Below are 24,584 nucleotides of genomic sequence, written 5' to 3'. Positions count from 1 at the left end.
CGAACGCGCTTTTTTTGAACCTGCGGCTCGAACGCTCCCGCGCCGCCGCGCCGGAATCCGCCCTTTTCACGCTGTCATGACCCACGATCTGCCCGAACGTCCTGCCGTCGCCGCACGCCCTGCGAACTCGCCGCGCTTCCTGCTGTTCCTGATCTGCCTGTTCGCCTCCGCCGGACAGCTCGCCATCGACATTTATGTCCCGGCGCTTCCTGCCATGGCGCGCTACTTCGCGACCTCGCCGCAAGCGATCCAGTCGAGCGTGTCGGTCTATATGGCGGCGTACGCGCTCGGCCAGCTCATCTTCGGGCCGATCTCCGACGCGCTGGGACGCAAACGCGTGCTGGCGTTCGGCCTCGTCGTCTACACGATCGGCTGCCTGCTTTCGCTGGCCGCGCCGAATCTGGAAACGTTCGTACTTGCGCGCTGCCTGCAGGGCTTCGGCATTGCGGCGACCAACCTGCTCGCCAAGGCGATCATCACCGACTCGTTCGCGGGCACCGCGCTCATGCACGCGTTCACCTATATGTCGATCACATGGGGGCTCGCGCCGATCGTCGCGCCCGTGATCGGCGCGCACTTGCAGGAATTGTTCGGCTGGAAGTCGTGCCTCGTGTTCCTGCTCGTGTATTCGCTGGTGATGTGGGCGCTGCTGTGGCGCTTTCGCGAAACCTTGCGGCAACCCGTGCATCTGGAGCCGCGCACGCTCATCGCAAATGCGGGCAAGGTGCTCGCTAGCCCCGTATTCCAGAGCTGCTTTCTCGCCCAGGGCCTGTGTTACAGCATCTTGCTGGTGTTCAACATCGTCGGGCCGTTCATGGTGCAGAACACGCTGCACAAGCCGCCTACGTTCTTCGGCTATCTGGCGCTCGGCATTGGCTTGATGTATTTCCTCGGCGGCCTTTCGAACCGGCTGCACGGTCCGCGCCTGCCCACGCCGGAACAGCGGCTGCGCATCGGCGTGCGCGTGATGGCGGGCGCCTCGGTCGTCATGCTCGTGCTCGCGCTCACGGTGGGCCTGCGCGTGTGGACGCTCGCCGTGCCGGTGCTCGTCATGGGCCTGTGCGCAGGCGCGATGTATCCCACGCTGATGGCGAAGGGCAATTCCCTGTTCCCGCACATTGCGGGCTTGACGAGCGCGATTCTGGGCTGCGCGCTGCTGCTCGTTTCCTCGGCGATGATGGGCCTGGCCGGCTTCGTCTCCGTGCACGTGCTCACGCCGCTCGCGGTGTTTTTCGTGCTGCTCGCGTTCACCGTCGTGTTGATGGTGACGAAGCTGCTGCGCCACCTCGCGCAGAGTGAGGCCGCCGCCGCCGCCGCGCTCGCGCCGCGCAGCGGCGAAGCGGCTTGAGCCGCTGACGCTGCGGCTATCTGATCGCGCGCGCCATGTCCTGCAACTGCGTGAAGGCGCGGTAACGCGCCTCGTGCAGCGCCGCGATCTCGCCTGTGGCCGGTGCGTAGACCTTGCTGATCTGCGACATCGCGGCCATCGCCTCGCGCGCGTTTTCGTATAAGCCGCCCGCCACGGCGCCCAGCATGGCCGCGCCCAGCAATACGGGCTCTTCCGCATGAGTGGCGAGCACCGGCTTACCCGTTGCGTCCGCAAGCAATTGGCGCACGAGGTCTAGCCTGCCCGCACCGCCGCTGATCACCACCTGCTCGATCGGCGCGCCCGCCTGGGCCTGCACCTCGATAATCTGCCGCAGCCCATACCCGATACTGCAAATGCCGGCGACATAGAGCGCGACCAGACTCTCCCTGTCCGTTTCCATGCCGAGACCCGCGATGACCGCCCGCGCGTGCGGATCGGCAAACGGCGCGCGGTTGCCGAGAAATTCCGGCACGACGTGCAAACCCTGATCGTGCGCGAGGCGCACCGCACCGGAGAGGCCATCCGAAGCCTGCGCCGCCAGCCCGGCGAGCATCGTCGGCAGCGACTGGCCCTCGCTCGCGGCAAGGCTCGCGGCTTCCTTGCCAAGCGGATGCAGCGTGAGGAGGCGCTCGATCGCAGCACCCGCCACCGACTGCCCGCCTTCGTTGAGCCACGCCTCAGGCACCATCGCCGAGTAGTACGGGCCCCACACGCCCGGCACGAATACGGGGTCGCGCGTGGTCGTCATCGTGCATGACGAGGTGCCGAACACATACGCGAGGCACGCTTCGGGCTGCCCTTGCGCGCCCACCGTGCCGATGCCGCCCGCATGCGCGTCGATCACGCCGGTCGCCACCGGCGTTCCCGCGCGCAAGCCGAGTTGCGCGGCGGCCTCTGGCGTGAGCCCGCTGCCGAGCGGCGTGCCCGGCTCCACGATCCTCTGACCGATGCGCGCGAAACCTTCGTCGGCGAGCACGCCGAGGCCCACCGTGCGGAAATAGCTCTCGTCCCAGCGCTGCTCGTGCGCGAGATAGGTCCACTTGCAGGTCACGGTGCAGGTGGAGCGCGCGAGGTCGCCCGTGGCGCGCCACGTGAGGAAGTCGGTCAGGTCGAAGAACTGCCAGGCGGCGGCGAACACCTTGGGCCGGTTTTCCAGCAGCCACAGCAGCTTGGGCGTTTCCATCTCGGGTGAGATCTTGCCGCCGACGAAGCGCAGCACGTCGTGGCCCGTCGCGTTGATGCGCTCGGCCTGCTCCACGGCGCGATGGTCCATCCACACGATGATGTCGCGCTCCGCCACTTCGGAAGGCCCGACGGGCAGCGGCTCGCCGCCCTCGCCCAGCACGACGAGCGAACAGGTGGCGTCGAAGCCGATGCCCGCGATTTGCTCCGGCGAGATCGCGGCCTGCGCCAGTGCTTCCTTCACGGCATGGCACACGGCGTTCCAGATCTGCGTGCTCGATTGCTCGACAATCGCGCCGCTCTCATGAAACACGGTGATGTCGTGTTTTGCCGACGCCACCATGCGTCCGGCGGAATCGAAAATACCGGCGCGGGCACTGCCCGTGCCCACATCGACGCCGACGGTATGGCGCGCGCCGCCAGCCTGGTTGTTTGAAGTCATGGCTCGTTGACTGTGGATTTACAGGTCGACACTGTTAGGCAGGATCACGAGGTCGCGAATCGTAACGTTACGCGGCCGTGTGAGCATGAATACCACGGAATCGGCCACTTCCTTCGGCTGCATGAGACTGCCCTGGGCCAGCGCTTCGTCCATCTTCGCCTTGGGCCAGTCGTCCAGCAACGCCGTGACCACGGGGCCCGGCAGCACCGCACCCACGCGCACGCCGTGCTTCGAAACCTGACGGCGCACCGTGTGCGCGAAGGCCTGCACCGCGAACTTCGAGGCCGTGTAAATGGGCTCCCACACCACCGGCACGACGCCCGCCACCGAACTCGTGAAAATGATATCGCCTGACTTCTGCGCGATCATGTGCGGCAGCACCGCATGCACGGAGCGAAACGCGGCGTTGATGTTCAGGTTGAGCATGCGGTCCCACTCGTCGGGATTGCCGTTCGCCACCTCGCCGCCGATATAAGCGCCCGCATTGGCGTGAAAGATATCGAGCCCGCCCGCGAGATCGAGAATCTTCTGCACCATGCGCGCATAGTCCGCTGGGTCGAGCAGATCCATCGCGAGCGGCAGCGCATTGGGGCCCAACTCCGCGCAGCATTTCGCGAGCCGGTCCTGCGCACGGTCGATCAGCACGACTTTCGCGCCTTCCTCCACGAACGCGCGCGCACACGCGAAGCCGATACCGGACGCCGCGCCCGTAATGGCGGCGACCTTTCCCTTGATCGATTCAGACATGGGTGACTTTCTCCTTGAATCAGATTTCAGCGCTTTAAGCGCGGCCATGCGAAACGCGCGACTGGCGGGCGAGCGAATCGACGATCACCGCTATGGCCAGCACGGCGCCGGTAATCATGAAGCGCAGCGACGACGAAAGGTTCAGCAGCGTGAGGCCGCTCGCGATCGACTGGATCACGATAATGCCAAGCACTGCCGACCATGCGCTGCCGCGCCCGCCGAACAGGCTCGTACCGCCGATCACGGCTGCCGCGATGGCGTTGAGGTTCACGTCGCCCGTGCCGGCCTGCTGGCTCGCCGAGGCGAGGCGCGCCGCGGTCAGCACGCCGCCAATCGCGGCGAGACTTGCGCACAGCACGAAAGCGCTCGTATAGATCGCGCCGACCTTGATACCCGCGCGCCTGGCGGCTTCGTGATTGCCGCCCACGGCATGCATCGAGCGGCCCCAGCGCGTGCGCGTGAGCGCGTATTGCATGACGACCGCGAGCCCGAGAAAGAGGCCGAACATCAGCGGCACGCCGCGCCCGCGATTCAGATAGGCCACGACGATTTCGAGGAACACGGTCAGCGCCACCGCGCGTACAAGCAGCCCGGCAATCGAAGGCGCGGAGAGCCTGGCCGCATGGCGGCGCGCGCGCGTACGCATGCCGAGCAGCAGGAGCACAATACCGGGCAGCAACGCGATCCCATGCGAGACGACCGGCGGGATGACCATCAGCTGTCCGAAATTCACCATCGTCGAGCCGTACGGCAAATTGATCGAGCCCGTCGAACCGAGTACGTAGAGCTGCATGCCGAGAATCGCGAGCAGGCCCGCGAGCGTGGAAACAAAACTCGGCATGCCGATCCAGTTCAGCAGCAGCGCATACAGCGCGCCGATCACCGCGCCCACCGCAATGGCGGCGACGATGGCGAGCAGCACCGGCCAGCCGTCGTTGACCCACAGCGTGCCGACGAGCGCCGAAGCAAAGCCGCTCATCGAGCCCACCGAGAGATCGATCTGCCCGAGCAGCAGCACGCAGACGATGCCAAGCGAAATCACGCCAACCGTCGAACAGTCGAACAGCATGTTCACGAGGTTGTCGGCGGAGAGAAACACCGGGTTCAGGCTCGTGAACACCGTCCAGATGATGACGAGCCCCGCGATGACCGGCAGCGACCCCAGGTCGCCCGAACGCACGCGATCGACGAACGCCGAAACGCTTTCGCCGATGCCGCTCGCATGCTTCACGCGCACGTCGCTGCGGTCGAGGAGCGTAGCGGGCTTGGAGTCGTTGGAGCTTTCAGGCTGCGGAGCGCCATGGATAGTCTTGCTCATGATCGTTCCTTTCATTGGACGTCCTGTTGCGCCTGGCGGCGGCCCGCGCGGCGCGACACCGCGTTTTCCGTCGCGCCGGTGATCGCCGCCACGAGTTCGGCATTGGATGAATCGGGATAAAAGATCCCGTTGTTACGGCCAAGCCGCAGCACGACGATGCGGTCCGCCACCGCGCGCACGTCTTCCATGTTGTGGCTGATCATGATGACGGCATGCCCGCGATCGCGCACGCGCTCGATCAGGTTCAGCACCTCGGCGGTCTGGGCCACGCCGAGCGCGGCGGTCGGCTCGTCGAGCATGATGAGCTTCGGGTCGAGCAGCAGCGAGCGCGCGATCGCCACGGTCTGGCGCTGCCCGCCCGAGAGCGAGGCGACCACGTCGCGCACGCTGGGAATGCGCGCCGAAAGCTCGTTGAGCAGCGTCCAGGCCTTCACTTCCATTGTGACCTCGTCGAGCCGGTAAGGGCTCAACTCGCGGCCGAGGAAGATGTTCGCCACGACGTCCAGGTTCTCGCACAGCGCGAGGTCCTGGAACACCGTCGCGATGCCCAGATCGAGCGCCGTGCCCGGATCGGACAGGTTCACCGGCTGGCCGCGGAACGTGATCGTCCCGGCGCTCGGCTGGTGCACGCCCGCAAGAATCTTCACGAGCGTCGATTTGCCCGCGCCGTTGTCGCCCACGAGGGCGACCACCTCGCCCGCATGCACGTCGAGCTCGATATCCGTGAGGGCCGACACCGCGCCGAAGTGCTTCGAGATGCCGCGCAGGCTCAGCACCAGTTCGCCGGGCGTGGCGCGTGTCGCCGTACGGCCCGTGGCGCGGTTCGTGGATTCGTCAGTCATGAAATGGGTACCTCTTCGTTGCTTTCAGGGCCCGGCGCGTGCCGGGCCCGACCACCGGTATCAGCCGCCAATGCCGAGCTTCTTGCAGCCGTCGGCGTAGCGGCCCGTGCACAGGTCCTTCGCGTTCGCGAAGCCCTTGTCCACGACTTCGGCCTTGATGTTCTGCTGCGTGATGACGGCCGGTTTGAAGAGCTGCGAAGGCGTCTTGAAGAGCGTCGTCTCGCCTTTCACGGGCTTGCCGTCGAGGAAGCCCACGGCCACCTTCGCAGCCGCCCCTGCCACGATCTCGCTGGGCTTGAGGATCGTGTTGTACTGGTCGCCCGCGATGATGAGTTGCAGGCCCGCGGTCGTCGCGTCGTTACCCGTCACCGGCGGAACCGGGTTCACGCCCGCCGCCTTGAAGGCCGCAATGGTGCCGCCGGCCGTGCCGTCGTTGGCGGCCACGACGCCCACGATCTGCGGCCCGAAGCGCGTGACCTGCCCGCTCACCCACTGCTGCGCCTTCGGCGGCGCCCATTCCGGCGTGTCGAACTCGGAGAGCGTCTTGTAGCCGCTGCCCTGCAGCCCTTCGTGAATGCCCTTCTTGATGAGCCCGGCGGCGGCGTCGGTGGGCGAGCCGTTCACTTCGAGCACGCCGCCCTTGCTCCCCGCGACGCCCGACGCCTTCAGGTGCTCGACGAGCGACAGCGCAATGGACTTGCCGATTGCCTCGTTGTCGAACGAGACATAGTAATCGGCGGGCGTGGAAGGCACGGGCCGGTCATACGCAATGACCTTGATGCCCTGGCTCTGCGCCATATGCACGAGCGACGCCGCCGCCGTGGAATCCACCGGATCGAGCACGATGACCTTCGCGCCCTGCGCGATCACCGAGTTGAACTGTTGCTGCTGCTGCGAGGCATCGGCATTCGCATTCTGGTAGAGCACCTTGCAGTCGGGGCAGAGCTTGCCCATTTCGGCCTTGAAGCCGGGGAAGTCGTGCTGCTCGTAGCGCGTGGAGGCCTGGTCGGGCATCAGGAACGCGACCGTGCCGCTCGGCGCGGCATGAGCCGACGTGATGCCCGCGAGGGCGAGACTGAGTGCGGCGGCGCCGATCAGTTGGGTGTGAACTCGGGTCATTGGGTGTCTCCGTTTTTTGGTTGCATGCCTGGTAAGTTGCCGGTGCTGCCGTGCTGCCTGGTGAAAGTGCGAGTGCTTCCTCCGCAATGCCCGCTTGAGCACTGCGTTTGAGTCCGTTATGGAACGATCCGCTAACCTATCGCGGGCACGCCGTACACGGCTTCGCTCTTGCTGGCCGCGCTCGCGGCATTGAGCCGCTGATACGATCGCCAGCGCGAAGGCGACATTTCCTTGAGCAGCAGGAACTGGCGGTTGAAATTCGAGAGGTTGTTGAAGCCCACCTGATAGCAGATGTCCGTGATATTCAGTTCACCTGACATCAACAGCTGGCACGCCAGATTGATGCGCAGCTGGTTCACGTAGCGCACAAACGACACGCCCGTATGGCGGCGGAAGTAGCGCGAGAATGCGCTCACGCTCTGCCCGGCCAGTTCCGCCAGCTCCGTTTCGCGCAACTCCTGCGAGAGGTTCTTGCCGATGAAGGCAAGCACGTGATTGATGCGCGTGCCTGCATAGCGCGCAGGATCGGCGCGATACGCCTCGCTCGCGAGCGCCGCGGGTTCTTCGCTTTGCACGAGCAGGTCGAGCAGATCGATAAAGAGCGTGACGCGCCGCATGCCTTGCGCACCCAGCATTTCGCGCAGGATCGGTTCGGCGGCCGCGCCCGTTTCCGGCGTGAACAAGAGGCCCCAGCGCGACGCGTCGAGCAGCGGCTCCACACGCCTGAACTCGGGAAATGCCTCGATCGCGCGTGCGATGAAATCCGCGTCGAACTGGAGAACGAGGCAACGCTCGTCCACGGGTTCGTCGTGCGGCACGCTGCTCACCCAGTTGTGCGGCAGGTTCGGGCCGATCATCACGAGATTGCCGGGCTCGAAGCCGCCAATGAAATCGCCGACGAAATACTTGCCCGTGGTCGCGGTGATGAGGTGGATTTCGTACTCGGGATGGAAGTGCCAGCGCACCGTCCGATAGGGGTAGCCGTGCGACCAGACCTTGAACGACTCGTCGCGCGGCACGGCGACCAGCTCGAGGTCAGGCTGGGAATGTGTGGCGCGGGGTGCGCTTGCGCGCGCCGTAGCTGCCCCAAGGGTTTGCATCTCGACTCCTCCTGCACGGTTCTTTTCTTGTTCTGCGACGGCTGCTCGCGCATACGCTGCACCTGACTCCACTGCCGCGCCGCCATGACTGAAAAGTACCAGGTGCGGCACGTATCCACCACTGAAAATCAGACCGCAGACTGATACTTTCTTGCATTCGGGTTAGTCCTGGGCGCATTCCTGTGTACCGGACGTCAACTTTTGTGCATAGCAACAGTCTTCGCGGATGAGACAGAAGTCCTTGATTCGTCGAGAAAACGGCAAATGTTGCCGACGCATGGTTGAGCAGCACGGCCAAATAACGGTCAAACCGGCCGAAGCCGGCCAAACCGGCGCTGCGCTGGCAGGGAAAGTCCCGGTGCGAGATCGCCCTATGGCATCGGATGCGGAAATTGACGCGACTGACTCGATCGCTCAAGCGCGCCATTTGGGACGCGGTTCCTGAAGCGGCTCGAGACGAAGGGAGGTTCGTTGCGCGGGCAACAGGTGCCTGGGAGCGCGCAAAAAGAACGGCATGAAGGGCCCAGGTGGCCCTTCATTAAGCTGTGCAACGACTAACGTTTGAAAATGACCTTCGTCGTGGCAGGATCGAACGGCGATGAAGAATGCTGGTGGAAGATCTTCCACCCCTCGCCCGTTTGCCTGAGCGTTGCGGTAATGCGATTGTCCATCGAGCGTAATTCCTCGCCGTCCAACGTCACCGCTCTATACGTTACGAAGGCGTGCAGCATGGCGAGGTCCTGTGACATGGCTGTCCGCGCTTCGCTGAAATCCACGACCACGCGTTCTACACCCAGCGATCCGAACCAGCCCTCGACCATGTTGCGCCACGATGCGATGCCCTCGTACGTCCACGCGCCCCACATGTCGAAGGCCAATATGTCCGGGGCGTATAGCGCGACGAACGCATCGACGTCTTTCGCATATACGGCGGCTTTGTAGTCGTGCAGGACCTGCAGGATCGGATCGGCGGCTTTGTCCACTGTGTTGTCTCCTGAACCAGGTTGCGTTGGCGGATGAACGGCTGCTTATTAAAGCAACGCCGCTCGACCTCTGTCCAGTGGAATTAGCGCAATACCCTCCAGGTAAACGAAGGTCTAGCGGACGCTCCTTTGAAACAATCCATCGCTCGCAGCATGGTCCCCACGCGCGGCACCCTTGCGTTGCGCGCGCAGCAACAGATAAAAAGCGGCGCCATGCGTAATCGCCAATAGCGGCACGTAGATCACGGGGATCACGTACGTCGCGCCCAATTCTCCGGCATGAACGGGAACGCCGGCCTGGATTGCGTGGTAGTAGGCAAGAATCAAATCCACCGCGCCCACGAGATTGAACGCCACGACGAAGAACCAGAAAACCGGACGCTTTCTTGCCGCGAGTAGCGCCAGCATGGCCAGCACGCCGGTGGCGAGGTCGCCATAGGCCGTCGGCACGGCGAAACTTGCGGGCAAATCGGGACTCACGACGCCCGGCAGCACGAAGACCAGCCCGAAGAAGCGGAAACTGTGCAGCGTGGCGATCGCGCGTTGCGCGTCGAACGGGTCCATCGACTTGAGCCTCGGCCAGATGTACGCGGTGAAACAAAGAAGCCACGCGACATACCCGAGAACGAGCTGCAAACGGAAGATCGATTCCTGCGACATGGTGCCTCCTGCAAGGTGCTTTCCGATGGGTGGATGGAATGAAGCGCGTTCACCCGGCGCGACGCCGGAACAACTGGCGCAGCGACAGCGCGTGCAGCAGGATCGAACTGGGCACGACGAACGCGGGCGTCAGCACATAGGGGTAGGTGCCTGCGTTGAGGCTCGGCATGTCCGGCGCGATCAACTGGAATCGGCCAGGCGCCGTGATCATCCCCAACGTCACGGCGATGGCGAAATCGGCGAGCCCGAAGATGTTCCAGGCGATGGCGGCCCTGCGGCCCTGCGCCGTGCCGCTCGCCACCGCTATGGCCGCTGGAACGGCGAACAGACCGGTCAGCAAGTCGCCCGTTCCCGCCGGCAGCGCGTCGACACCGGCCATCGCGCCGTGCAGCCAGGCCGCGATCGCCCAACTGCCGAACACGCGGTAGAACTGCAGTGCGATGAGCCAGGACGCCGGCATCGCGTCGAGCACGAGCCCCACCCGCCTCGACAGCAGCAGTAGCGGCGCGCCGACGATCACCGGAACGAAAATCGCCAACGGCAGCCACGGCAGCGGCGGCGGCAAGGCGCTCAGCCGAAAAACACCGTGGATCGCGGCGCTCCAGACGACTGCAAACCAAAGCGCATGCGCACCGAGCATCGCCAGCCAGGTCGCGCCGCGCTGGCGAGGCGTTAGGTCCGTGCGTTCGAGGCCGAGCCACAAACCGACCGCCATGAACAACTGCGCGACAAGCTGGTGCGCCGTCGTTTGAAAGCCGCTACCCGGAATCACCGGCAGCCGGTAGATCACCGCAATCCACAGGAACGTGAGCGGCGCGATCCAGCGCAGACTGCGCCAGGCAGGACGCGGCGGAATGATGCCAAAGGGAACGGCGGGCGTGCTCATCAACGGTTCTCCGGATGAAGTGGGAACTTCGCGTTAGGTGTACCATCGTTTCCCGCGAGCGACTATTCATCACAATGTTGATGCGCCATGAAGCAGAACTTCACAGTCAGGCAAGGTGCGCTCGATGGCGTGGAGGCGTTTCTGAGCGTTGCCAGGCATCGCAGTTTTCGCAAGGCGGCAGCGGACCTCGGGGTGACGCCTTCGGCCATCAGCCAGGCGGTGCGTGTACTCGAAGAGCGCATTGGCGCGGCGCTGTTCGTGCGCACCACGCGCAGCGTCGGCCTGACTGAAGCCGGTGAACGGTTTCTTTCGCGCGCCAAGCCCGCGTTCGAGGAACTGGTCGCCGCAAGCGAAGTTGCGCGCGAACTCGGCCAGCGCCCCACCGGTCTATTGCGGCTTTCCGTGCCGCGCGCGGTTGTTCCATTGCTGCTGGAACCCCTTCTCGCTTCGTTCTGCCAGGCTTATCCCGAGGTTGAGGTGGAAATCGCCGTAAGCAAGGAAGTGGTCGATCTCGCGGCGGAAGGCTTCGACGCCGGCATCCGGCTAGGCCAGCTCGTTGCCGCCGACATGGTAGCGGTGCCGCTGACACCGCCGTTTCGCCTCGTTGTCGTCGGCAGTCCTGCGTATTTCTCCGGGAAAAGGCGGCCTCGCCACACGGACGATCTGCGCGAGCACGCCTGCTTGCGGTGGCGGCGCTCCACTGGCGCGCTGGCTTCGTGGTCATTCGAAGACAACGGCCACACTCTGGAAATCGCTGTTTCCGGACCGCTGATCGCCAGCGATTTTCCGACCATGATGGGCGCGGCGCTGGAAGGCATAGGCCTCGCCCAGCTACCCGAGCCGATGGTTTCCGACGCAGTGAAAGCGGGAAAACTCGTGCGCGTGCTCGACGCCTACGCGCCAATGCTGCCAGGCGTGTTCCTCTGCTACCCCAGCCGCAGGCAAATCATGCCGAAGCTGCGCGCATTCATCGATCATGTGAAGAGCCGCAAGGCGGCCGCGGGTGAGACCAAGGGCCGTTGAACCGTTGAATTCACCCGCGGCGCTTGAACGTCAAGCAATGGTCTCCCACGCACCCGATTGGGCCGAGCGGAACACGGCGTCGATCACGCGCATGTTCGCGCGGGCGTCTTCCAGGGGAATGGCCTGCGGCGCTCCGCTCAAGATCGCCTCGGCAAAAACCGACGCCGCCACGCCGTATTGATCGCACACCGGAAGCTCGATCCAGCGATCCGATTCGCCTTGCTTGCTCAGCAGGAGACGCGTCGGACGGTCATTCGGCGCATTGAACGGAATCTCGACTTCGATTCGCCCCGTGGTGCCGTGAAACTGCATGCGCTGGTACGGGTGAACCTGGGTTGAGTAAAAGAAGCTCGCTTGCACACCGTCGAAATCCATCAGCACGGAACCAAGACGGTCCACCTCGAACGACGGGTCGCGTTCCATCAGCGCGACCACGCGTTTTGGCTCACGCCCGAGAACGAGGCGCGACGTCGTAATGGGATAACAGCCGATATCCAGCAGACCACCGCCGCCCAGTTCGCTCTGGTTGCGAATGTCGTGCGCATTGGTGTTGTAGTAAGTGAAGCCGCCGGTCACCGCGCGCAATTCGCCTATTGCGCCCTCTTCGATCAACGCGCGCACCTTGAGCCATTGCGGATGCGTACGCACCATGAAGGCTTCCTGGATATACCGGCCGCTCTTGTCGCGCGCGGCGATCAAACGTTCGGCTTGTTGCGCATCGAGCCCAATTGGCTTTTCGCATAGCACATGCTTGCCCGCCTCGACAGCCTTGATCGTCCACTCCACGTGAAGGTGATTGGGCAACGGGATATACACCGCATCGATTTCAGGATCTGCCAGCAGGGCCTCGTAACTGTCGTACGTGTGCGCTAAACCATATTTCGCGGCGGCGGCCTGAGCCTTCTGAGCTGAACGCGAAGCAATCGCTTTAACACGGCACTTCGGTGCGTGGTGTATGGGCACGACAACCTTGTCGTTGATCTTCGACGTACCCAGGATGCCCCAAACGATTTCATCCTTTGCCATGACGTTCCCTTTGAATTCGATTGTGTGATGTCTGAAATGAACTGAATACAACTCACTATTAAATACACAGCGCTCGAATGCAGGAGTCTACACCCGCAATAACCCTCGTCTTCCCGGTCTCCGCCTACGCACGTAACAACTGACTACAACTGACGGCAAGTTGAAAGCGCAACGTCATGAGAGATTCGCCGTGCGCCTCCACATTGCTCGTGGCTGTGCGCAGGTCCCCCGCAGTTCCCCACAATGCAATACAAAAACGAGGTGAATGATGGAGAATACGACCCGCTGGTCGCGCTTAGGCGCAGTCGTTGGCGTGGGCGCGATGGCGCTCGCAGGTATGCAATCAACGGCTTATGCAGGCGACATGAAGGACGTGAAGCACGTCCTGCTCATCAGTTTCGACGGTCTGCACGAACAGGACGTCGCGCGTTGCATCGGCAGCAATGCCTGCCCCAATCTCGCGCTGCTCGCGAAGTCGGGCGTGACCTACACGAACGCACACACGCCGCATCTGTCCGACTCGTTCCCCGGCCTCACGGCACTGGTGACGGGCGGCTCGCCGAAGAGCGCGGGCCTCTTCTATGACGTGTCATATGACCGTACGCTCTACGCCCCGCTCGACTCGCATTGCAAGGGCACGCGAGGCTGGAATGTCGTGTTCGACGAAACGACCGGCATCGACGCGGAAAACGGTGGCGCGCTGGTCCACCTCGACGGCGGCGGCGCGTTCAACCCGCAAGCCATTCCCTACGCGAAGGTCAACGGCGTTTGCACGCCCGTGTACCCGCACAACTACATCAAGACGAACACGGTCTTCGAAGTCATCAAGCAGAACATCCACGGCGCGCGTACCGCATGGGCGGACAAGCACGCGTGGGGCTATGACTGGGTGAACGGACCTTCTGGCAAGGGCGTGGACGATCTGGCGCGCACCGAGATCAATTCGATCGACCCGAAGACAGGTACCTATTATCTGGACACCTACACACATACGGAAGTGTTCGACAACATTCACGTGCAGGCGCTGATCAACGAAATCGACGGCCTCGATTCGACGGGCAAGACCAGCGCGCCGGTGCCCACGATGTTCGGCACGAACTTCCAGACGCTCAGCGTCGCGCAGAAGTCGCCTGTTGCAGACAAGGGCGGGTATCTCGACGCGGACTTCACGCCGGGCCCGCAGGTCGCCGCCGCGATCACGTATCTGGACAACTCGCTTGGCCGCGTCGTGCAGGAACTCAAGCAACGCAACCTCTATGCATCGACGCTCATTATCGTGACGGCCAAGCACGGCCAGTCGCCGACCGATCACTCGAAACTCGTGAAGAACGGCGACACGCTCACGAAGCTGCTCGAAGCTAACAACTACCTGGACCCGAACGGCAACTTCGGCCAGAACAATACGAAGTCGGGCAACCTGAACGACGGCACGGGCCTTACGGGCACTGGCATGGTGCAGACCGACGACGTGGGTCTGATCTGGCTGCGCGATCAAAGCCAGAGGGACGCCGTGGTGAAGACGCTGCAGGCCAACCTGAGCTGTAACGCGCCAGGCATCTGCGCGGACGGCCCGCAAGCGTACATTCTCACGGGCGACCGCCTGGCCGACTGGTTCGGCAATCCGTCGAACGGCCGCACGCCGGACATCATCGTGCAGCCGAATCCGGGCGTGATCTACACGTCGAGCACGGCGAAGGATGAGGAGCACGGCGGCAATGCGCCCGACGACAGCCATCTGGGCCTCGTCGTGTCGTTCCCCGGCATTCGTCACGCCGGCCGCACGGACGACCACTTTGTCTTCACGACCCAGGTGGCGCCGACCATCCTGAGCGCGCTCGACGTGGACCCGCATCTGCTGCATGCGGTTCAGCTCGAGGGCACGCACCGCCTGCCGGGGCTGGGGCTCGACGAGAAGTAAGCGCGTGGATGGGCCGGCAGTCGTCAGAGGTGAGACGGCTGCCGGACCTTCGGCTGCCGACGGGGTCTGCACGTCGGCGCGCAGCACCGCGTATGCGCTTCAGCTTTCCATGTATTGCTTGCCGACGACCAGCGTCACTCCGCTGATGCCGAGAAATCCGAGCCACGTCGGATCGAAGGTAGGGTAAGTCAGGTTCTGGACGACATGCACGACGCCAACGGCGAGAAGCAAAAGATTGACGACTACCGACTGCAGGCGATGAATCTGCTGCTTGTCATCGTTGAAACCTGTCACGAGGTCATTGAACAGGCCTTGGGTCGGCATGTAGTCGCGCCCGCCTGCATTGCTGTCAACGGCCAGCGATCCCGCGGTCGTTGCCGCACTGATGCCGAGCAGCCCCAGCAATGAGCCGTCTATAGGCGGAAGATCGCCATAGACGATCCAGAGAAATACGCCTGCACACACGGCAAATGCGAACCAGAGTCCGAGCTGCATTCGGCCCAAAGAAAATGTCGCGCGAACCGGTTTCCAGTTTTCCACGCGCAAGACCAGTCCAAAATAAGCTTTCGACTGATCCGCCGGATCAGTGATGCTTTTCCGCGCGAGCGCGTCGGCTGCCAGTGCCTGGTAAGCGTTAATGTTTGCGGAATTAAAACCCTGATAACTAGCGCCCTGGAGGAGATATTCGTTGGCGGCAGCCAGCCATTCCTGTTCCCTGCCCGCCGGAACCTTTCGGCTCACAGGCTTGATCCCCAGTTGCGCTTTCACTTCCTTGCGGGATTGAATTGCGCGGGTCCACCAATCGGGCATTTTTGCGTCGCGGAAAACATCGCATCGGTAACCTTCGTAAATCCAGATGAAGATCAGAACGACGATTACAAGGATCGCACAGATAAGTGAAAACCGGTTCGTCACGCTGACTGCCGGTGTGGCAGGCCCCATCGGCGGAGCTGTGGACGACTGACCCGCGGCATCCCAGCCCAGCCCCACGCGCAGCGTTTCCGGCTTGACGAGCCCTGCCGTTCTGTAGATGGACGCCCATAACACCTGGCTGTGCGGCCCCGCCGTGATGTGAAACTGCAAACGGTTCTGCTGATTGGTGGCTTCCAGCGAGATCAGCTCGCCATCGGATGCCATATCCACACCGTTGAGATACAGGTGGAGCATTGGCGAGGGGCTCCCTTGCCGTTTGACCGCTTGTGCATAGGTCGCGCCATCGACGAAGATTTCCACGTCGCCCGCCCCAACCAAATGATTCGCGTCCGGAGCGGAGCCTTGTGCAATCGTGCAGTCGTCCTTCGTGAGCTTGAAGTGAGGGGGCGTGCGGTCGCCCTGGCTCAGGGTAAAGAGCCGTCGCATCAGGCTGGGTTGCTCCATGACCCGAGCGCACTCAATGCGCACCGTCGGTAATGGAGCTTGCTCGTTTTGCGTCTGCAGCAATGAAGCGGACGCGGCGGAAGCGGATTGCGCCGCAGAAGCGGCCGCAGACGAGGCGGCCAATGCCGCACTCGTCGCGGATGCGGCGGACTTTTCGGCCGCGTCCGCGGAGGATGCCGCGGATGCAGCGGCGTTCATGGCAGCAGGCTGCGGCGGCTCGGCACGGGATTCAGGCGAAGCCAGTAGCGCCGCCGAAAACGCAAGGAGCCAAGCTACCGCATAGGCCGCCACGATATCCCCGCTTCGATGAGGTGCGTCGAGTCTGTAGTTTGCGAACCCGTGGAAAACTGCGCGATTCGCTGATCAGGATGACGAAAAAACTAATCCCGCATTCATCAAAAAACTGTGTCGCGGCGCACATATCCACTTTCTTTATGCGTGATGCATGTTAACTTTTATTGATTGCGGAATGCCGACATCGTTGCGCGATCGACAAAAACGCACGCACCGTATGGTCTGAAAAATTGTCGGTGCGCTCAATGACAAAACGGTTTCGAATATTGCCAGGGAATGAACTGACACGCAGACGGCAGTGAATTCGACTACGTTTCTCCCAAGATTGCGCCTTGCATATGGGCGACGCAGAAGGGGGATCCGTGACTCCAGACAAATATCCCGTAGCGGTGTATGACGAACTGGCGTATCCAGGGGCTTTGTCGACGGGATCGAAAGGGCCCGGCGTCAAGCGCGTTCAGGAGTGGCTGTGTTATCACGGTTTCGGGACCGCGATCGACAGCGACTTCGGCTCCGCAACGGCAGCGGCACTCGCAAATTTCCAGCAGCACAATTTGCTCCAGTCGAACTCGACGCTCGATGCGGGGACGTGGAAGGCACTCGTCGACCCCATTCGCCGTGTGATGGCCGACGGGACGGGAAATCAGCTGGATCAGCGCATCAGTACCGTTGCCAGCAATCACCTCGCGATGCATCCCCGCGAATTCGGCGGCGACAACTGCGGTCCGTGGGTCAGGATCTACACGGGCGGGCGTGATGGCGTTCAATGGAAATGGTGCGCCGGCTTCGTGACTTTCCTGCTCAAGCAGGCTTGCGTCGAGCTTGCAATGGCGCCCCCGGTTCCCGGTTCGCTCTCCTGTGACTCGTTGGCTGCGCAAGCGAAGGCGGCAAATCGCTTTCGCACAAGCGAGAGTGTTGCCAATAGCTGGCCCACGCTTGGGCAAACTTACATCTTCCTCGTGCGCAATGGCGCGGGCGACTGGATGCACACCGGCCTCGGGTTTGCAGGCGCGCCTCGCGCATTCTCCACGATAGAAGGCAACACCAACGACGATGGGAGTCAGAACGGCTACGAAGTTTGCGCACGAACCCGGGCGGCGGCGGGCAAGGATTTTATTTATCTTCTGTAGTTTCAATAGCGTCTGTGGAGCGCAAAATGAAAGCACGCAGATTTGCTCGCAGGCTATGCCGCACGTCATTCGCTATCGTGGCGATTGCGTTGTGCTGCGCGGCATGCACGATGCAGCTTGCTCCAAGCTATAGCGCGTCTTTAGCGAATGGAATTCATGATGTCAACGCCGATATCATGAGCTTGTACTCGACAATGGGCATGGGCACCACGGCCGGCTCGTTCGCTTCGCGCGCCGATCGCTACGACGAGATTATCGGCAAGCTCGATGCGCTCACCCTCCAGTCACAAAGCCGGCCCATTCCAAATGACGATGTGACACAAAAGATCGAGGCTTACCTCAAAGCCCACAATGCAATGCCCACGAAACTGACTCAGGAACAGGAACAACTACAACAAAGCATCCAGGCGAGAATGGCTCAGCGTTGCGCCTTGAAGCTGAAGCTCGACGCAACGGATCCGCAATCCTTTCCCACCATTGCCGGCAACGGCGACGACGCCATCCCGAGTGCGATGGCGTTGCGACTGTCATCGCGCACCCTTACGTTACTAAGAAATAAGGATTGCGCCGAGGGATTGCACGCCAATGACGTGCAGGTGAACAAAGGACAGGTTGAGCATTTCATGTACGAGGCGATGACGTACGAAGACATGCTCAATCGACAGTGACCGGCAACTCAAGGAGTTCCCATGGCATTGAACCTGACAAACACCGCAGATCTGTTCGCCAGGAACATTTCATCCGCGGCGAGCGGCATTGCGGGACAAGACGTGACGCTGGTGCAGGGTTTTGCGACCAGTCAGTTGCAGTCACTCGCAAACCAGTCGGCCCTGGTTGCGGGAATGATCGAAGCAAACGAATTTACGGACGACGAGCGCGATTTCTACCTGATAGGCCTGCAACAGATGGCGATGGGCTTTGCGCAAACTCTGATCGGAATTATCGTCGTGGCTGTGGAAGAGATCTACAACGCGATCATTAACGCGATCTATACGTCGATCAACACGATCGCCGGTGTCGCGTTGGGCCTGCCGGCCTGAGGCCAGGTTCTGCGGGCTGTGCGAGGCGCCGCAACGCCGCCGCAGCCCACCCCGACTTCAAACCGTCTGCAACCCCTCGATATCGCAGATACGGATCAGCTTGCCCTGCGCGTCGATCAGGCCGCGTTTCTGGAAGCGCGACAGAATCCGGCTCACGGTTTCGAGCGTGATGCCGAGGTAGCTGCCCATGTCTTCGCGGGACATGCGCAGGCGGAACTCCGCCTGCGAATAACCGCGCTGCCAGTTGCGCGACGACACGTCGAGCAGGAAAGCGGCCACGCGTTCTTCCGCGGTGAGCGAGCCCAGCACCATCATCTGCGAGGCTTCCTGATTGAACTGGTCGCCCATGAGCCGATGCAGCCGGTCCTGCATCGTGCCGCTTTCGCGGCACAACGTCTTGAGCGCGGCGTAGGGAAGCGTGCAAATCGAACTGTCTTCGAGCGCGACCGCGCTGAACGCGTGCACGTCGGTGGCGATCCCGTCCAGACCCAGCGCGTCGCCCGCGAGACGCAGCCCCGTGATTTGCTCGCGGCCGTCGCGGTTGACAATCAGCGTTTTGAGTGAGCCGGAGCGCACGGCGTACAGGCTGTCGAAGCGGTCGCCCGAGCGATAGAGCGCTTCGCCGCGGCGCACCTTGCGCGCCCCGCAGATCAGGGCTTCGAGCCTCGGCAGATCTTCGGCCGGCAAGCCTTGCGGCATGCAAAGATGGCGCATGGCGCACCCCGAGCAGCGCGCACTGGGCTGCGTTCCCGCGAGAGGAGCACGACTGCTTTGGCGCACGACGATAGCGGATCCTGCGACGGGTGACAGCATCGAACCACTCCTTCTTTAACATTTTTTAAGAGTTCGACGCATTGTCACACCATGCGCGTGCGTCAATGCGGTGGCAAAATGCCGCGCACCAGAACCGCAGGGCTTTGAGCCTTGTCAGGCAACGGTTTCGCGCGCTTTTGAGCAAGCTCAAGCGACCGAAAAGCAACACACACGGGACCCCGAATCACGTCCGGAAAATCGACACGGCCTGCGAGAGCCGGTGTGCTTGACCCGAGAGCGAATCGGCGGCGGCAGCGGCCTCTTCCACGAGCGCCGCGTTCTGCTGTGTCACCTCGTCCATCTGCGTCACCGCGCGGCTGATCTGTTCGATGCCAAGACGCTGCTCGGACGAGGCCTCGGAAATACCCGCAATGATGCCGGTGACGTTTTCCACCGAGCGCACGATGCTGTCCATGGTCGCGCCCGCCGCGCGCACGCGCTCCGCCCCCTCGCGAACCTGCCCGACCGATGCGTCGATCAACCCCTTGATCTCGCGCGCCGCGCTCGCGCTGCGCTGCGCGAGCGTCCGCACCTCGGAAGCAACCACCGCGAAGCCGCGCCCCTCCTCGCCGGCGCGCGCCGCTTCCACAGCGGCGTTGAGCGCGAGAATGTTAGTCTGGAACGCAATGCCCTCGATCACGCCCGTGATCTCGACCATCTTCTCCGAAGAGATCTGAATGGCCGACATCGTATCCACCACCGCCGCCACCGCCGCGCCGCCATCGGCCGCCGCCGTGCTGGCCGTGGAAACGAGTTGGCGAGCCTGGTTGGCGTTGGCCTCGTTGTTCTGCACCGTCGAAGTGAGCTGCTCCATGCTGGCCGCGGTTTGCTGCAGCGAGGCGGCCTGCTCTTCGGTGCGCGAAGAGAGGTCCGTATTGCCCGCGGCGATCTCGCCCGCGCCCGTGGTCACGGACTCCGCGCCCGCGCGGATCTCGCTGATCATGGTGACGAGGCTCGCTTGCATGCGCGCAATCGACGCCAGCAGGCTGCGTTCGTCGCCAGGCCGCAATGCGACGCTGCCGGTCAGGTCGCCCGTGGCGATACGGTGCGTGACCGCCACCGCGTAATGCGGCTCGCCCCCGAGCGTGCCCACGAGGTTGCGGATGATCTGCCACGACAGCACGCCGATGCCCGCCACCGCCGCAATGATGAGCGCAAGCAGCACGCGCCCGGTGCGCCAGAACGTGGCGTCGATATCGTCGAGAAAGAAGCCCGTGCCGATCCACCAGCCCCACGGTGCGAACTCCACAATGCCATTCATCTTCGCCGTGAGCTGGCCCGTGGTGGGGTGTTTGGCCATCGTCATCATCACGGGGATGTGCTCGCGCGCGAGCATTTCGCGGTAGAGATCCGTGTCGGGTCGTCCGTCCGGCGCCTTGCCCACGTTGACCTTGCCGATCGAAGCCAGATTGCGGTGAACCAGCGTCGTGCCGTCGGGCAGACGTGCCCAGAAGTAGCTTCGATCGGAATAGTTGAGCTGGTTGAGCGCCTGCTGCGTGGCCGCCTGCGCCGCTTCGCGGGTCATTTTCCCGGCGACTTCCTGGTCGTGATAGAAGGTGGCGAGATGCTCCGCCATTTGCAGCAGATTCGTGATCTTGCCGCGCGTTTCGTCGAGCATTTCCCGCTTGAGGCTGACGAGCCCATAACCGCCAATAGCGATCAGTCCGATCAGCGCCGTGATGACCAGAAGAAGGAGTCGGGTGGAAATTCGCATGAAACGTTCGTAGGCCTTATCAGTTCTATGTTCAGCACGCGTCGTCGCTCGCGGCCAGCCCTGTCCCCGGGGCTGACCTGAACCTGCCTTGACGCGCCGCCGATGCTCGCTGGCGCGATGCGAGCGCCAGCCTGTCTCTCCTTCCCGATAACGGCGCATTGCGCACCGTCTTGAGGGATGGAACGCAATTTTTGTGTGACAAGCTTGCGATGTCAAGCCTTGTTGCCTGACAAATTTCAACAATCTAACGATAAGCTTTCACCGCACGCCGGGTGGCTTCTTCCTGGCCCTCCCCATCGTGAGGCTGGCAAATAAACTCAATGGCCGCCGCACTTTCGGGCGCACCTCGCCGTGTGCGCACCTCAAAGGGACACAGCTAGACGCCCTTGCCTCCAGCGGATTTCTTCTACGGGAATACGCGATGCTTACTCACGAGCACAACGGGCTCCGCCTGCGTTCGCACCGTCACCACCAACGATGCGGATGCGGGCGCCGCGGGCGACAAAAGCGGAGGCAGCATGCAAGACAACAGCGCACCTGCGCTCAAGGTCGAGGAAGCGCTGATCACCGAGGCGCTGGTGAACCGCCCGAACCGGCTGCCCGACTACCAGGGCGAGAGCCGTGCGCTTGCCGCGCTCGCGCAGGAAATGGCGAGCAATCCTTCCGGTGTTCTGCCGATGCTCGCGCAGCTCGCCCTCGCGCTTTGCAGCGCCGGGTCGGCTGGCGTGAGTGTGCCCGAGCGCGACGGCGCCGCGGCGCGGTTTCGTTGGCGCGCGCTGGCCGGCGAACTGGCTGCGGAGGTGGACCGCATGCTTCCCGGCGACGACTGCCCCTGTGGCGTAACGCAGGAGCGCAACACCATGCTCCTGTTCGACCGCCCCGCCCGCTGCTTTGCGTCGTACCACGCAATCGATCCGCCTGTTCGCGAAGCGCTGCACGTGCCGTGGCGCGTCAACGGCAAGGTGGTCGGCACGATCTGGGCCGTCACGCACAGCGAGGCCAGGCATTTCGACGCCGAAGACGCGCGCCTGCTGCAAAGCCTCGCCTCTTGCGCGAGCGCCGCGCACCAGTTGACCTGTGCGCTGACCGACGCACAGGACGCGGGCCACAATCTCGCGCAGCAGGTCGCGGAACGCACGCGTACGCTGCAGAACATCAATACGAAGCTCCACAACGAAGCCGCGCAGCGCAAACAGGTCGAAGACGCGCTTCGCGTGAGTGAAGCGCGTCTGCAGGCAGCCATTTCCATCGAAACCGTGGGCGTGCTGTTCTTCGACCTCGACGGCACCATGGCCGACGCCAACGGCGCCTTCGAGCAGATGAGCGGCTACAGTCGCGAGGATCTGCGCGCCGCGACCCACTGGGACCGGCTCGTGCCGCTGGAATTTCTCGGCATCACGTCGCGGGCGGTCGCCGACCTCGCGACCACGGGACGTACGCAGCCCTACGAGCGGCAGTTGATCCGCAAGGACGGCACGCGCTGGTGGGGCCTTTTCGCGCCCACCCGGCTTTCGGGCACGGGCATGGCCTCGAAGTGCGCCGAGTTCGCGCTGGATATCACGGAACGCAAGCGCGTGGAAACCGAATGCGTGGACAGCGAGGAGCGCTTTCGCGCCTTGGTGGAAGGCTTTGCACAGGCCGTTTGGGAAGCCGATGCGCACGGCCAGGCCGCATTGGTTTCGCCGGGCTGGTCGGACTATACCGGGCAGCCCGGCGAAGAATGGCTCGGCGAAGGCTGGGCAAACGCCGTTCATCCCGACGATCGCGCCTACGCGCTACGTCAATGGAAGGACGCGATTGCCGCTCAGCGCGTGGTGAATGCCGAATTCCGCCTGCATGTCGCCACGGGCGGCTGGCGATGGACGAACGTGCGCGCCGCGCCTATCTGGAATCCGGACGGCACGGTGCGCAAATGGGTGGGCATGAATATCGACGTGGACGATCGTCGCGTCGCCCAGGAAGCGCTGCGCGAAAGCGAGGCGCGCTTTCGCGCGCTTGCCGATGCGTCACCCGCGTTGATCTGGCAATTCGACACGCAAGGCAATACGGTCTATTTCAACCAGCGTTGTCTCGCGGCGATCGGCCTCACGTCCGCACAACTGCTCGAAACAGGCTGGCACTCGATCATCCATCCCCGCGACCTGCCCGGCTTCGTCTCGCGCGTACAGGCCGCGCAGCACGACCATTGCGCGTTCCAAAGCCGGTTGCGCGTGAAGCTCAAGGACGCGGGCTGGCATTGGTTCGAAACCTGCTGTGCGCCGTGGCTATCCGCGAGCGGCGAGTTTCGCGGCCACGTGTGCGTGTCCATCAACGTGACCGAAGCGGTGAACGCCGAGGACGCACTCAAGGAAGCCGACCGCCGCAAGGACGAATTCCTCGCGACGCTCGCGCACGAACTGCGCAATCCGCTCGCGCCCATCGCCAATGCGCTGCATATCATCCGGCGCGGCGTGTTTCCGGCGGACTCGGCACCGATACTCGACATGCTCGATCGCCAGGTGCATCACATGGTGCGGCTGATCGACGACCTGATGGAAGTGTCGCGCATCACGCGTGGCAAGATCGGCCTCGTGAAAGCGCCGGTCGCGCTCGCGGACATCATCGACAATGCCGTTGAAACGAGCCGCCCCGCCATCGATCAGGCACAACATGAGCTGAGCATCGCGTTGCCCGACACCCCGCTCGTTCTCAACGCCGACCGCGTGCGTCTCACGCAGGTCTTCGCGAACATGCTCAACAACGCGGCACGCTACACCGACACGGGCGGCCAGATCCGGCTAGTTGCCACGCGCGAAGGCGACTGTGCGGTTGTCGAGCTGAGCGATACGGGCATCGGCATGTCCGCCGATCAAATTGATCAGGCATTCGAAATGTTCGCGCAGGCCGGCCGCCCGGCCGAGCGCAGCCAGGGCGGCCTTGGCATTGGTCTTACCATGGTGCGCCACCTGGTGAACATGCACGGCGGCACGGTCGAGGCCGCGAGCGCAGGCCCCGGCAAAGGCAGCACGTTCACGGTGCGCCTGCCGCTCTCGCAGCACACGCTTGCCGATGCACACGAGCCGCCGACTGCCACGGCGCGTGCCGCGAAGCCGCTCGCGGGCAAACGCATTCTCGTGGTCGACGACAACCGCGACGCCGCCGATTCGCTCGCCATGGTGCTGTCGGGCGAAGGCGCGCAAGTGCGCGTGGTGTACGACGGCGCCGCCGCCCTCGGCGCGCTGGAGCAGTCGGTGCCGCACGCAATGGTGCTCGACATCGGCATGCCCGGCATGGACGGCTACGAAATCGCCCGGCAGATTCGTCAAAGCCCGCGCTACGCGAGCCTGCAGGTCATCGCGCTAACCGGGTGGGGCCAGCACGCCGACCGGCTGCGCTCGCGCATGAGCGGGATCGACTCGCATCTCACGAAGCCAGTTGATTTTCACACGCTGATCGAACTGCTGCTGGCGCGCTAAACACCGCCAAGGTCCTCTCATTCCTGATGCCTGCTGATTCCGTAGGGAACGAGAGATACAGTCTGGTTCAACGATGGGCGCAATCTTCAGTGCCAGCCGATTCAACGTCGTGCAACCGTCGACATGGCACAAGGTCAGGCGTCACT

At 63.3% G+C, this 24,584-nt stretch carries 20 protein-coding genes; 7 read left to right on the top strand and 13 right to left on the bottom strand.

The genetic code is table 11. The features are described from left to right. The first annotated feature begins 76 nt into the window (after positions 1-76). Positions 77-1,348, top strand: a complete 1,272-nt coding sequence (locus FAZ97_RS30730; RefSeq protein ID WP_158762561.1) for a multidrug effflux MFS transporter — start codon at positions 77-79, stop codon at positions 1,346-1,348. A 16-nt stretch (positions 1,349-1,364) separates the two neighbouring features. On the opposite strand, the gene FAZ97_RS30725 is transcribed toward FAZ97_RS30730, so the two are convergent. From FAZ97_RS30725 to FAZ97_RS30685, 9 genes are all read right to left on the bottom strand, one after another. Further along, positions 1,365-2,993, bottom strand: coding sequence for an FGGY-family carbohydrate kinase (locus FAZ97_RS30725; RefSeq protein WP_158762560.1), 1,629 nt, complete (start codon positions 2,991-2,993; stop codon positions 1,365-1,367). 18 nt (positions 2,994-3,011) lie between these two features. Beyond that, positions 3,012-3,740: an SDR family oxidoreductase gene (locus FAZ97_RS30720; protein WP_158762559.1), complete on the bottom strand. Its 729-nt coding sequence runs from the start codon at positions 3,738-3,740 to the stop codon at positions 3,012-3,014. A 34-nt stretch (positions 3,741-3,774) separates the two neighbouring features. Continuing rightward, positions 3,775-5,058, bottom strand: coding sequence for a sugar ABC transporter permease (locus FAZ97_RS30715; protein ID WP_158762558.1), 1,284 nt, complete (start codon positions 5,056-5,058; stop codon positions 3,775-3,777). Positions 5,059-5,069: 11 nt separating this feature from the next. Further along, positions 5,070-5,900, bottom strand: a complete 831-nt coding sequence (locus FAZ97_RS30710; protein ID WP_158762557.1) for an ATP-binding cassette domain-containing protein — start codon at positions 5,898-5,900, stop codon at positions 5,070-5,072. A 60-nt stretch (positions 5,901-5,960) separates the two neighbouring features. After that, the gene (locus FAZ97_RS30705; protein ID WP_158762556.1) at positions 5,961-7,019 is read right to left on the bottom strand and encodes an ABC transporter substrate-binding protein; all 1,059 of its coding nucleotides are present in this window, start codon (positions 7,017-7,019) and stop codon (positions 5,961-5,963) included. A gap of 131 nt (positions 7,020-7,150) precedes the next feature. Beyond that, entirely contained in the window at positions 7,151-8,119 is a 969-nt protein-coding gene (locus FAZ97_RS30700; RefSeq protein WP_158762555.1) for an AraC family transcriptional regulator, read from the bottom strand. A 554-nt stretch (positions 8,120-8,673) separates the two neighbouring features. Further along, positions 8,674-9,102 carry a YybH family protein gene (locus FAZ97_RS30695; protein WP_158762554.1) on the bottom strand — a complete coding sequence of 143 codons (429 nt, stop codon included), beginning with the start codon at positions 9,100-9,102 and terminating at the stop codon, positions 8,674-8,676. A gap of 114 nt (positions 9,103-9,216) precedes the next feature. Then, a complete protein-coding gene (locus FAZ97_RS30690) occupies positions 9,217-9,762 on the bottom strand; it encodes a hypothetical protein (protein WP_158762553.1) in 546 nt (181 codons plus the stop codon). A gap of 49 nt (positions 9,763-9,811) precedes the next feature. After that, on the bottom strand, positions 9,812-10,648 hold the full coding sequence (locus tag FAZ97_RS30685) for an MFS transporter (RefSeq protein WP_158762552.1): 837 nt from the start codon (positions 10,646-10,648) through the stop codon (positions 9,812-9,814). An 87-nt stretch (positions 10,649-10,735) separates the two neighbouring features. On the opposite strand from FAZ97_RS30685, the gene FAZ97_RS30680 reads away from it, so the two are divergent. Further along, entirely contained in the window at positions 10,736-11,671 is a 936-nt protein-coding gene (locus FAZ97_RS30680) for a LysR family transcriptional regulator (protein ID WP_158762551.1), read from the top strand. Between the two features lie 30 nt (positions 11,672-11,701). On the opposite strand, the gene FAZ97_RS30675 is transcribed toward FAZ97_RS30680, so the two are convergent. Next, positions 11,702-12,697 carry a Gfo/Idh/MocA family protein gene (locus FAZ97_RS30675; RefSeq protein WP_158762550.1) on the bottom strand — a complete coding sequence of 332 codons (996 nt, stop codon included), beginning with the start codon at positions 12,695-12,697 and terminating at the stop codon, positions 11,702-11,704. Positions 12,698-12,965: 268 nt separating this feature from the next. Between FAZ97_RS30675 and FAZ97_RS30670 the strand changes: the two genes are divergently transcribed. Beyond that, the gene (locus FAZ97_RS30670) at positions 12,966-14,615 is read left to right on the top strand and encodes an alkaline phosphatase family protein (RefSeq protein WP_158762549.1); all 1,650 of its coding nucleotides are present in this window, start codon (positions 12,966-12,968) and stop codon (positions 14,613-14,615) included. Between the two features lie 99 nt (positions 14,616-14,714). Here the strand turns inward: FAZ97_RS30670 and FAZ97_RS30665 are convergent, their stop codons facing one another. Beyond that, positions 14,715-16,190 (bottom strand): hypothetical protein, encoded by a 1,476-nt coding sequence (locus tag FAZ97_RS30665; RefSeq protein WP_158762548.1) that lies wholly within the window; start codon positions 16,188-16,190, stop codon positions 14,715-14,717. Between the two features lie 434 nt (positions 16,191-16,624). Between FAZ97_RS30665 and FAZ97_RS30660 the strand changes: the two genes are divergently transcribed. Genes FAZ97_RS30660 through FAZ97_RS30650 form a run of 3 tightly spaced genes read left to right on the top strand, consistent with a single transcriptional unit; the run spans position 16,625 to position 18,456 of the window. After that, complete coding sequence (locus FAZ97_RS30660; protein ID WP_158762547.1) at positions 16,625-17,416, top strand: peptidoglycan-binding domain-containing protein; 792 nt, start codon at positions 16,625-16,627, stop codon at positions 17,414-17,416. Positions 17,417-17,442: 26 nt separating this feature from the next. Next, the gene (locus FAZ97_RS30655; protein WP_158762546.1) at positions 17,443-18,084 is read left to right on the top strand and encodes a hypothetical protein; all 642 of its coding nucleotides are present in this window, start codon (positions 17,443-17,445) and stop codon (positions 18,082-18,084) included. Positions 18,085-18,105: 21 nt separating this feature from the next. Then, the gene (locus tag FAZ97_RS30650; RefSeq protein WP_158762545.1) at positions 18,106-18,456 is read left to right on the top strand and encodes a hypothetical protein; all 351 of its coding nucleotides are present in this window, start codon (positions 18,106-18,108) and stop codon (positions 18,454-18,456) included. A gap of 57 nt (positions 18,457-18,513) precedes the next feature. Here the strand turns inward: FAZ97_RS30650 and FAZ97_RS30645 are convergent, their stop codons facing one another. Together FAZ97_RS30645 and FAZ97_RS30640 are read right to left on the bottom strand one after the other, a co-directional pair. After that, on the bottom strand, positions 18,514-19,269 hold the full coding sequence (locus FAZ97_RS30645) for a helix-turn-helix domain-containing protein (RefSeq protein ID WP_158762544.1): 756 nt from the start codon (positions 19,267-19,269) through the stop codon (positions 18,514-18,516). A gap of 184 nt (positions 19,270-19,453) precedes the next feature. Beyond that, the gene (locus FAZ97_RS30640) at positions 19,454-20,983 is read right to left on the bottom strand and encodes a methyl-accepting chemotaxis protein (protein ID WP_158762543.1); all 1,530 of its coding nucleotides are present in this window, start codon (positions 20,981-20,983) and stop codon (positions 19,454-19,456) included. Positions 20,984-21,501: 518 nt separating this feature from the next. Here FAZ97_RS30640 and FAZ97_RS30635 point away from each other — a divergent pair. Beyond that, complete coding sequence (locus tag FAZ97_RS30635; protein ID WP_158762542.1) at positions 21,502-24,438, top strand: PAS domain S-box protein; 2,937 nt, start codon at positions 21,502-21,504, stop codon at positions 24,436-24,438. Positions 24,439-24,584: the final 146 nt, after the last annotated feature.

Source organism: Paraburkholderia acidiphila (genome assembly GCF_009789655.1).
Classification (GTDB): Bacteria; Pseudomonadota; Gammaproteobacteria; order Burkholderiales; family Burkholderiaceae; genus Paraburkholderia; species Paraburkholderia acidiphila.
The sequence above is the reverse complement of the archived record's forward strand: the minus strand, read 5'-3'. Positions and strand labels throughout refer to the sequence as shown.

Coding starts and splice junctions, on each gene's coding strand:
- FAZ97_RS30730 (WP_158762561.1), top strand. CDS start 77: ATGACCCACGATCTGCCCGAACGTCCTGCCGTCGCCGCACGCCCTGCG.
- FAZ97_RS30725 (WP_158762560.1), bottom strand. CDS start 2,993: ATGACTTCAAACAACCAGGCTGGCGGCGCGCGCCATACCGTCGGCGTC.
- FAZ97_RS30720 (WP_158762559.1), bottom strand. CDS start 3,740: ATGTCTGAATCGATCAAGGGAAAGGTCGCCGCCATTACGGGCGCGGCG.
- FAZ97_RS30715 (WP_158762558.1), bottom strand. CDS start 5,058: ATGAGCAAGACTATCCATGGCGCTCCGCAGCCTGAAAGCTCCAACGAC.
- FAZ97_RS30710 (WP_158762557.1), bottom strand. CDS start 5,900: ATGACTGACGAATCCACGAACCGCGCCACGGGCCGTACGGCGACACGC.
- FAZ97_RS30705 (WP_158762556.1), bottom strand. CDS start 7,019: ATGACCCGAGTTCACACCCAACTGATCGGCGCCGCCGCACTCAGTCTC.
- FAZ97_RS30700 (WP_158762555.1), bottom strand. CDS start 8,119: ATGCAAACCCTTGGGGCAGCTACGGCGCGCGCAAGCGCACCCCGCGCC.
- FAZ97_RS30690 (WP_158762553.1), bottom strand. CDS start 9,762: ATGTCGCAGGAATCGATCTTCCGTTTGCAGCTCGTTCTCGGGTATGTC.
- FAZ97_RS30685 (WP_158762552.1), bottom strand. CDS start 10,648: ATGAGCACGCCCGCCGTTCCCTTTGGCATCATTCCGCCGCGTCCTGCC.
- FAZ97_RS30680 (WP_158762551.1), top strand. CDS start 10,736: ATGAAGCAGAACTTCACAGTCAGGCAAGGTGCGCTCGATGGCGTGGAG.
- FAZ97_RS30675 (WP_158762550.1), bottom strand. CDS start 12,697: ATGGCAAAGGATGAAATCGTTTGGGGCATCCTGGGTACGTCGAAGATC.
- FAZ97_RS30670 (WP_158762549.1), top strand. CDS start 12,966: ATGGAGAATACGACCCGCTGGTCGCGCTTAGGCGCAGTCGTTGGCGTG.
- FAZ97_RS30665 (WP_158762548.1), bottom strand. CDS start 16,190: ATGAACGCCGCTGCATCCGCGGCATCCTCCGCGGACGCGGCCGAAAAG.
- FAZ97_RS30660 (WP_158762547.1), top strand. CDS start 16,625: ATGGGCGACGCAGAAGGGGGATCCGTGACTCCAGACAAATATCCCGTA.
- FAZ97_RS30655 (WP_158762546.1), top strand. CDS start 17,443: ATGAAAGCACGCAGATTTGCTCGCAGGCTATGCCGCACGTCATTCGCT.
- FAZ97_RS30650 (WP_158762545.1), top strand. CDS start 18,106: ATGGCATTGAACCTGACAAACACCGCAGATCTGTTCGCCAGGAACATT.
- FAZ97_RS30645 (WP_158762544.1), bottom strand. CDS start 19,269: ATGCTGTCACCCGTCGCAGGATCCGCTATCGTCGTGCGCCAAAGCAGT.
- FAZ97_RS30640 (WP_158762543.1), bottom strand. CDS start 20,983: ATGCGAATTTCCACCCGACTCCTTCTTCTGGTCATCACGGCGCTGATC.
- FAZ97_RS30635 (WP_158762542.1), top strand. CDS start 21,502: ATGCAAGACAACAGCGCACCTGCGCTCAAGGTCGAGGAAGCGCTGATC.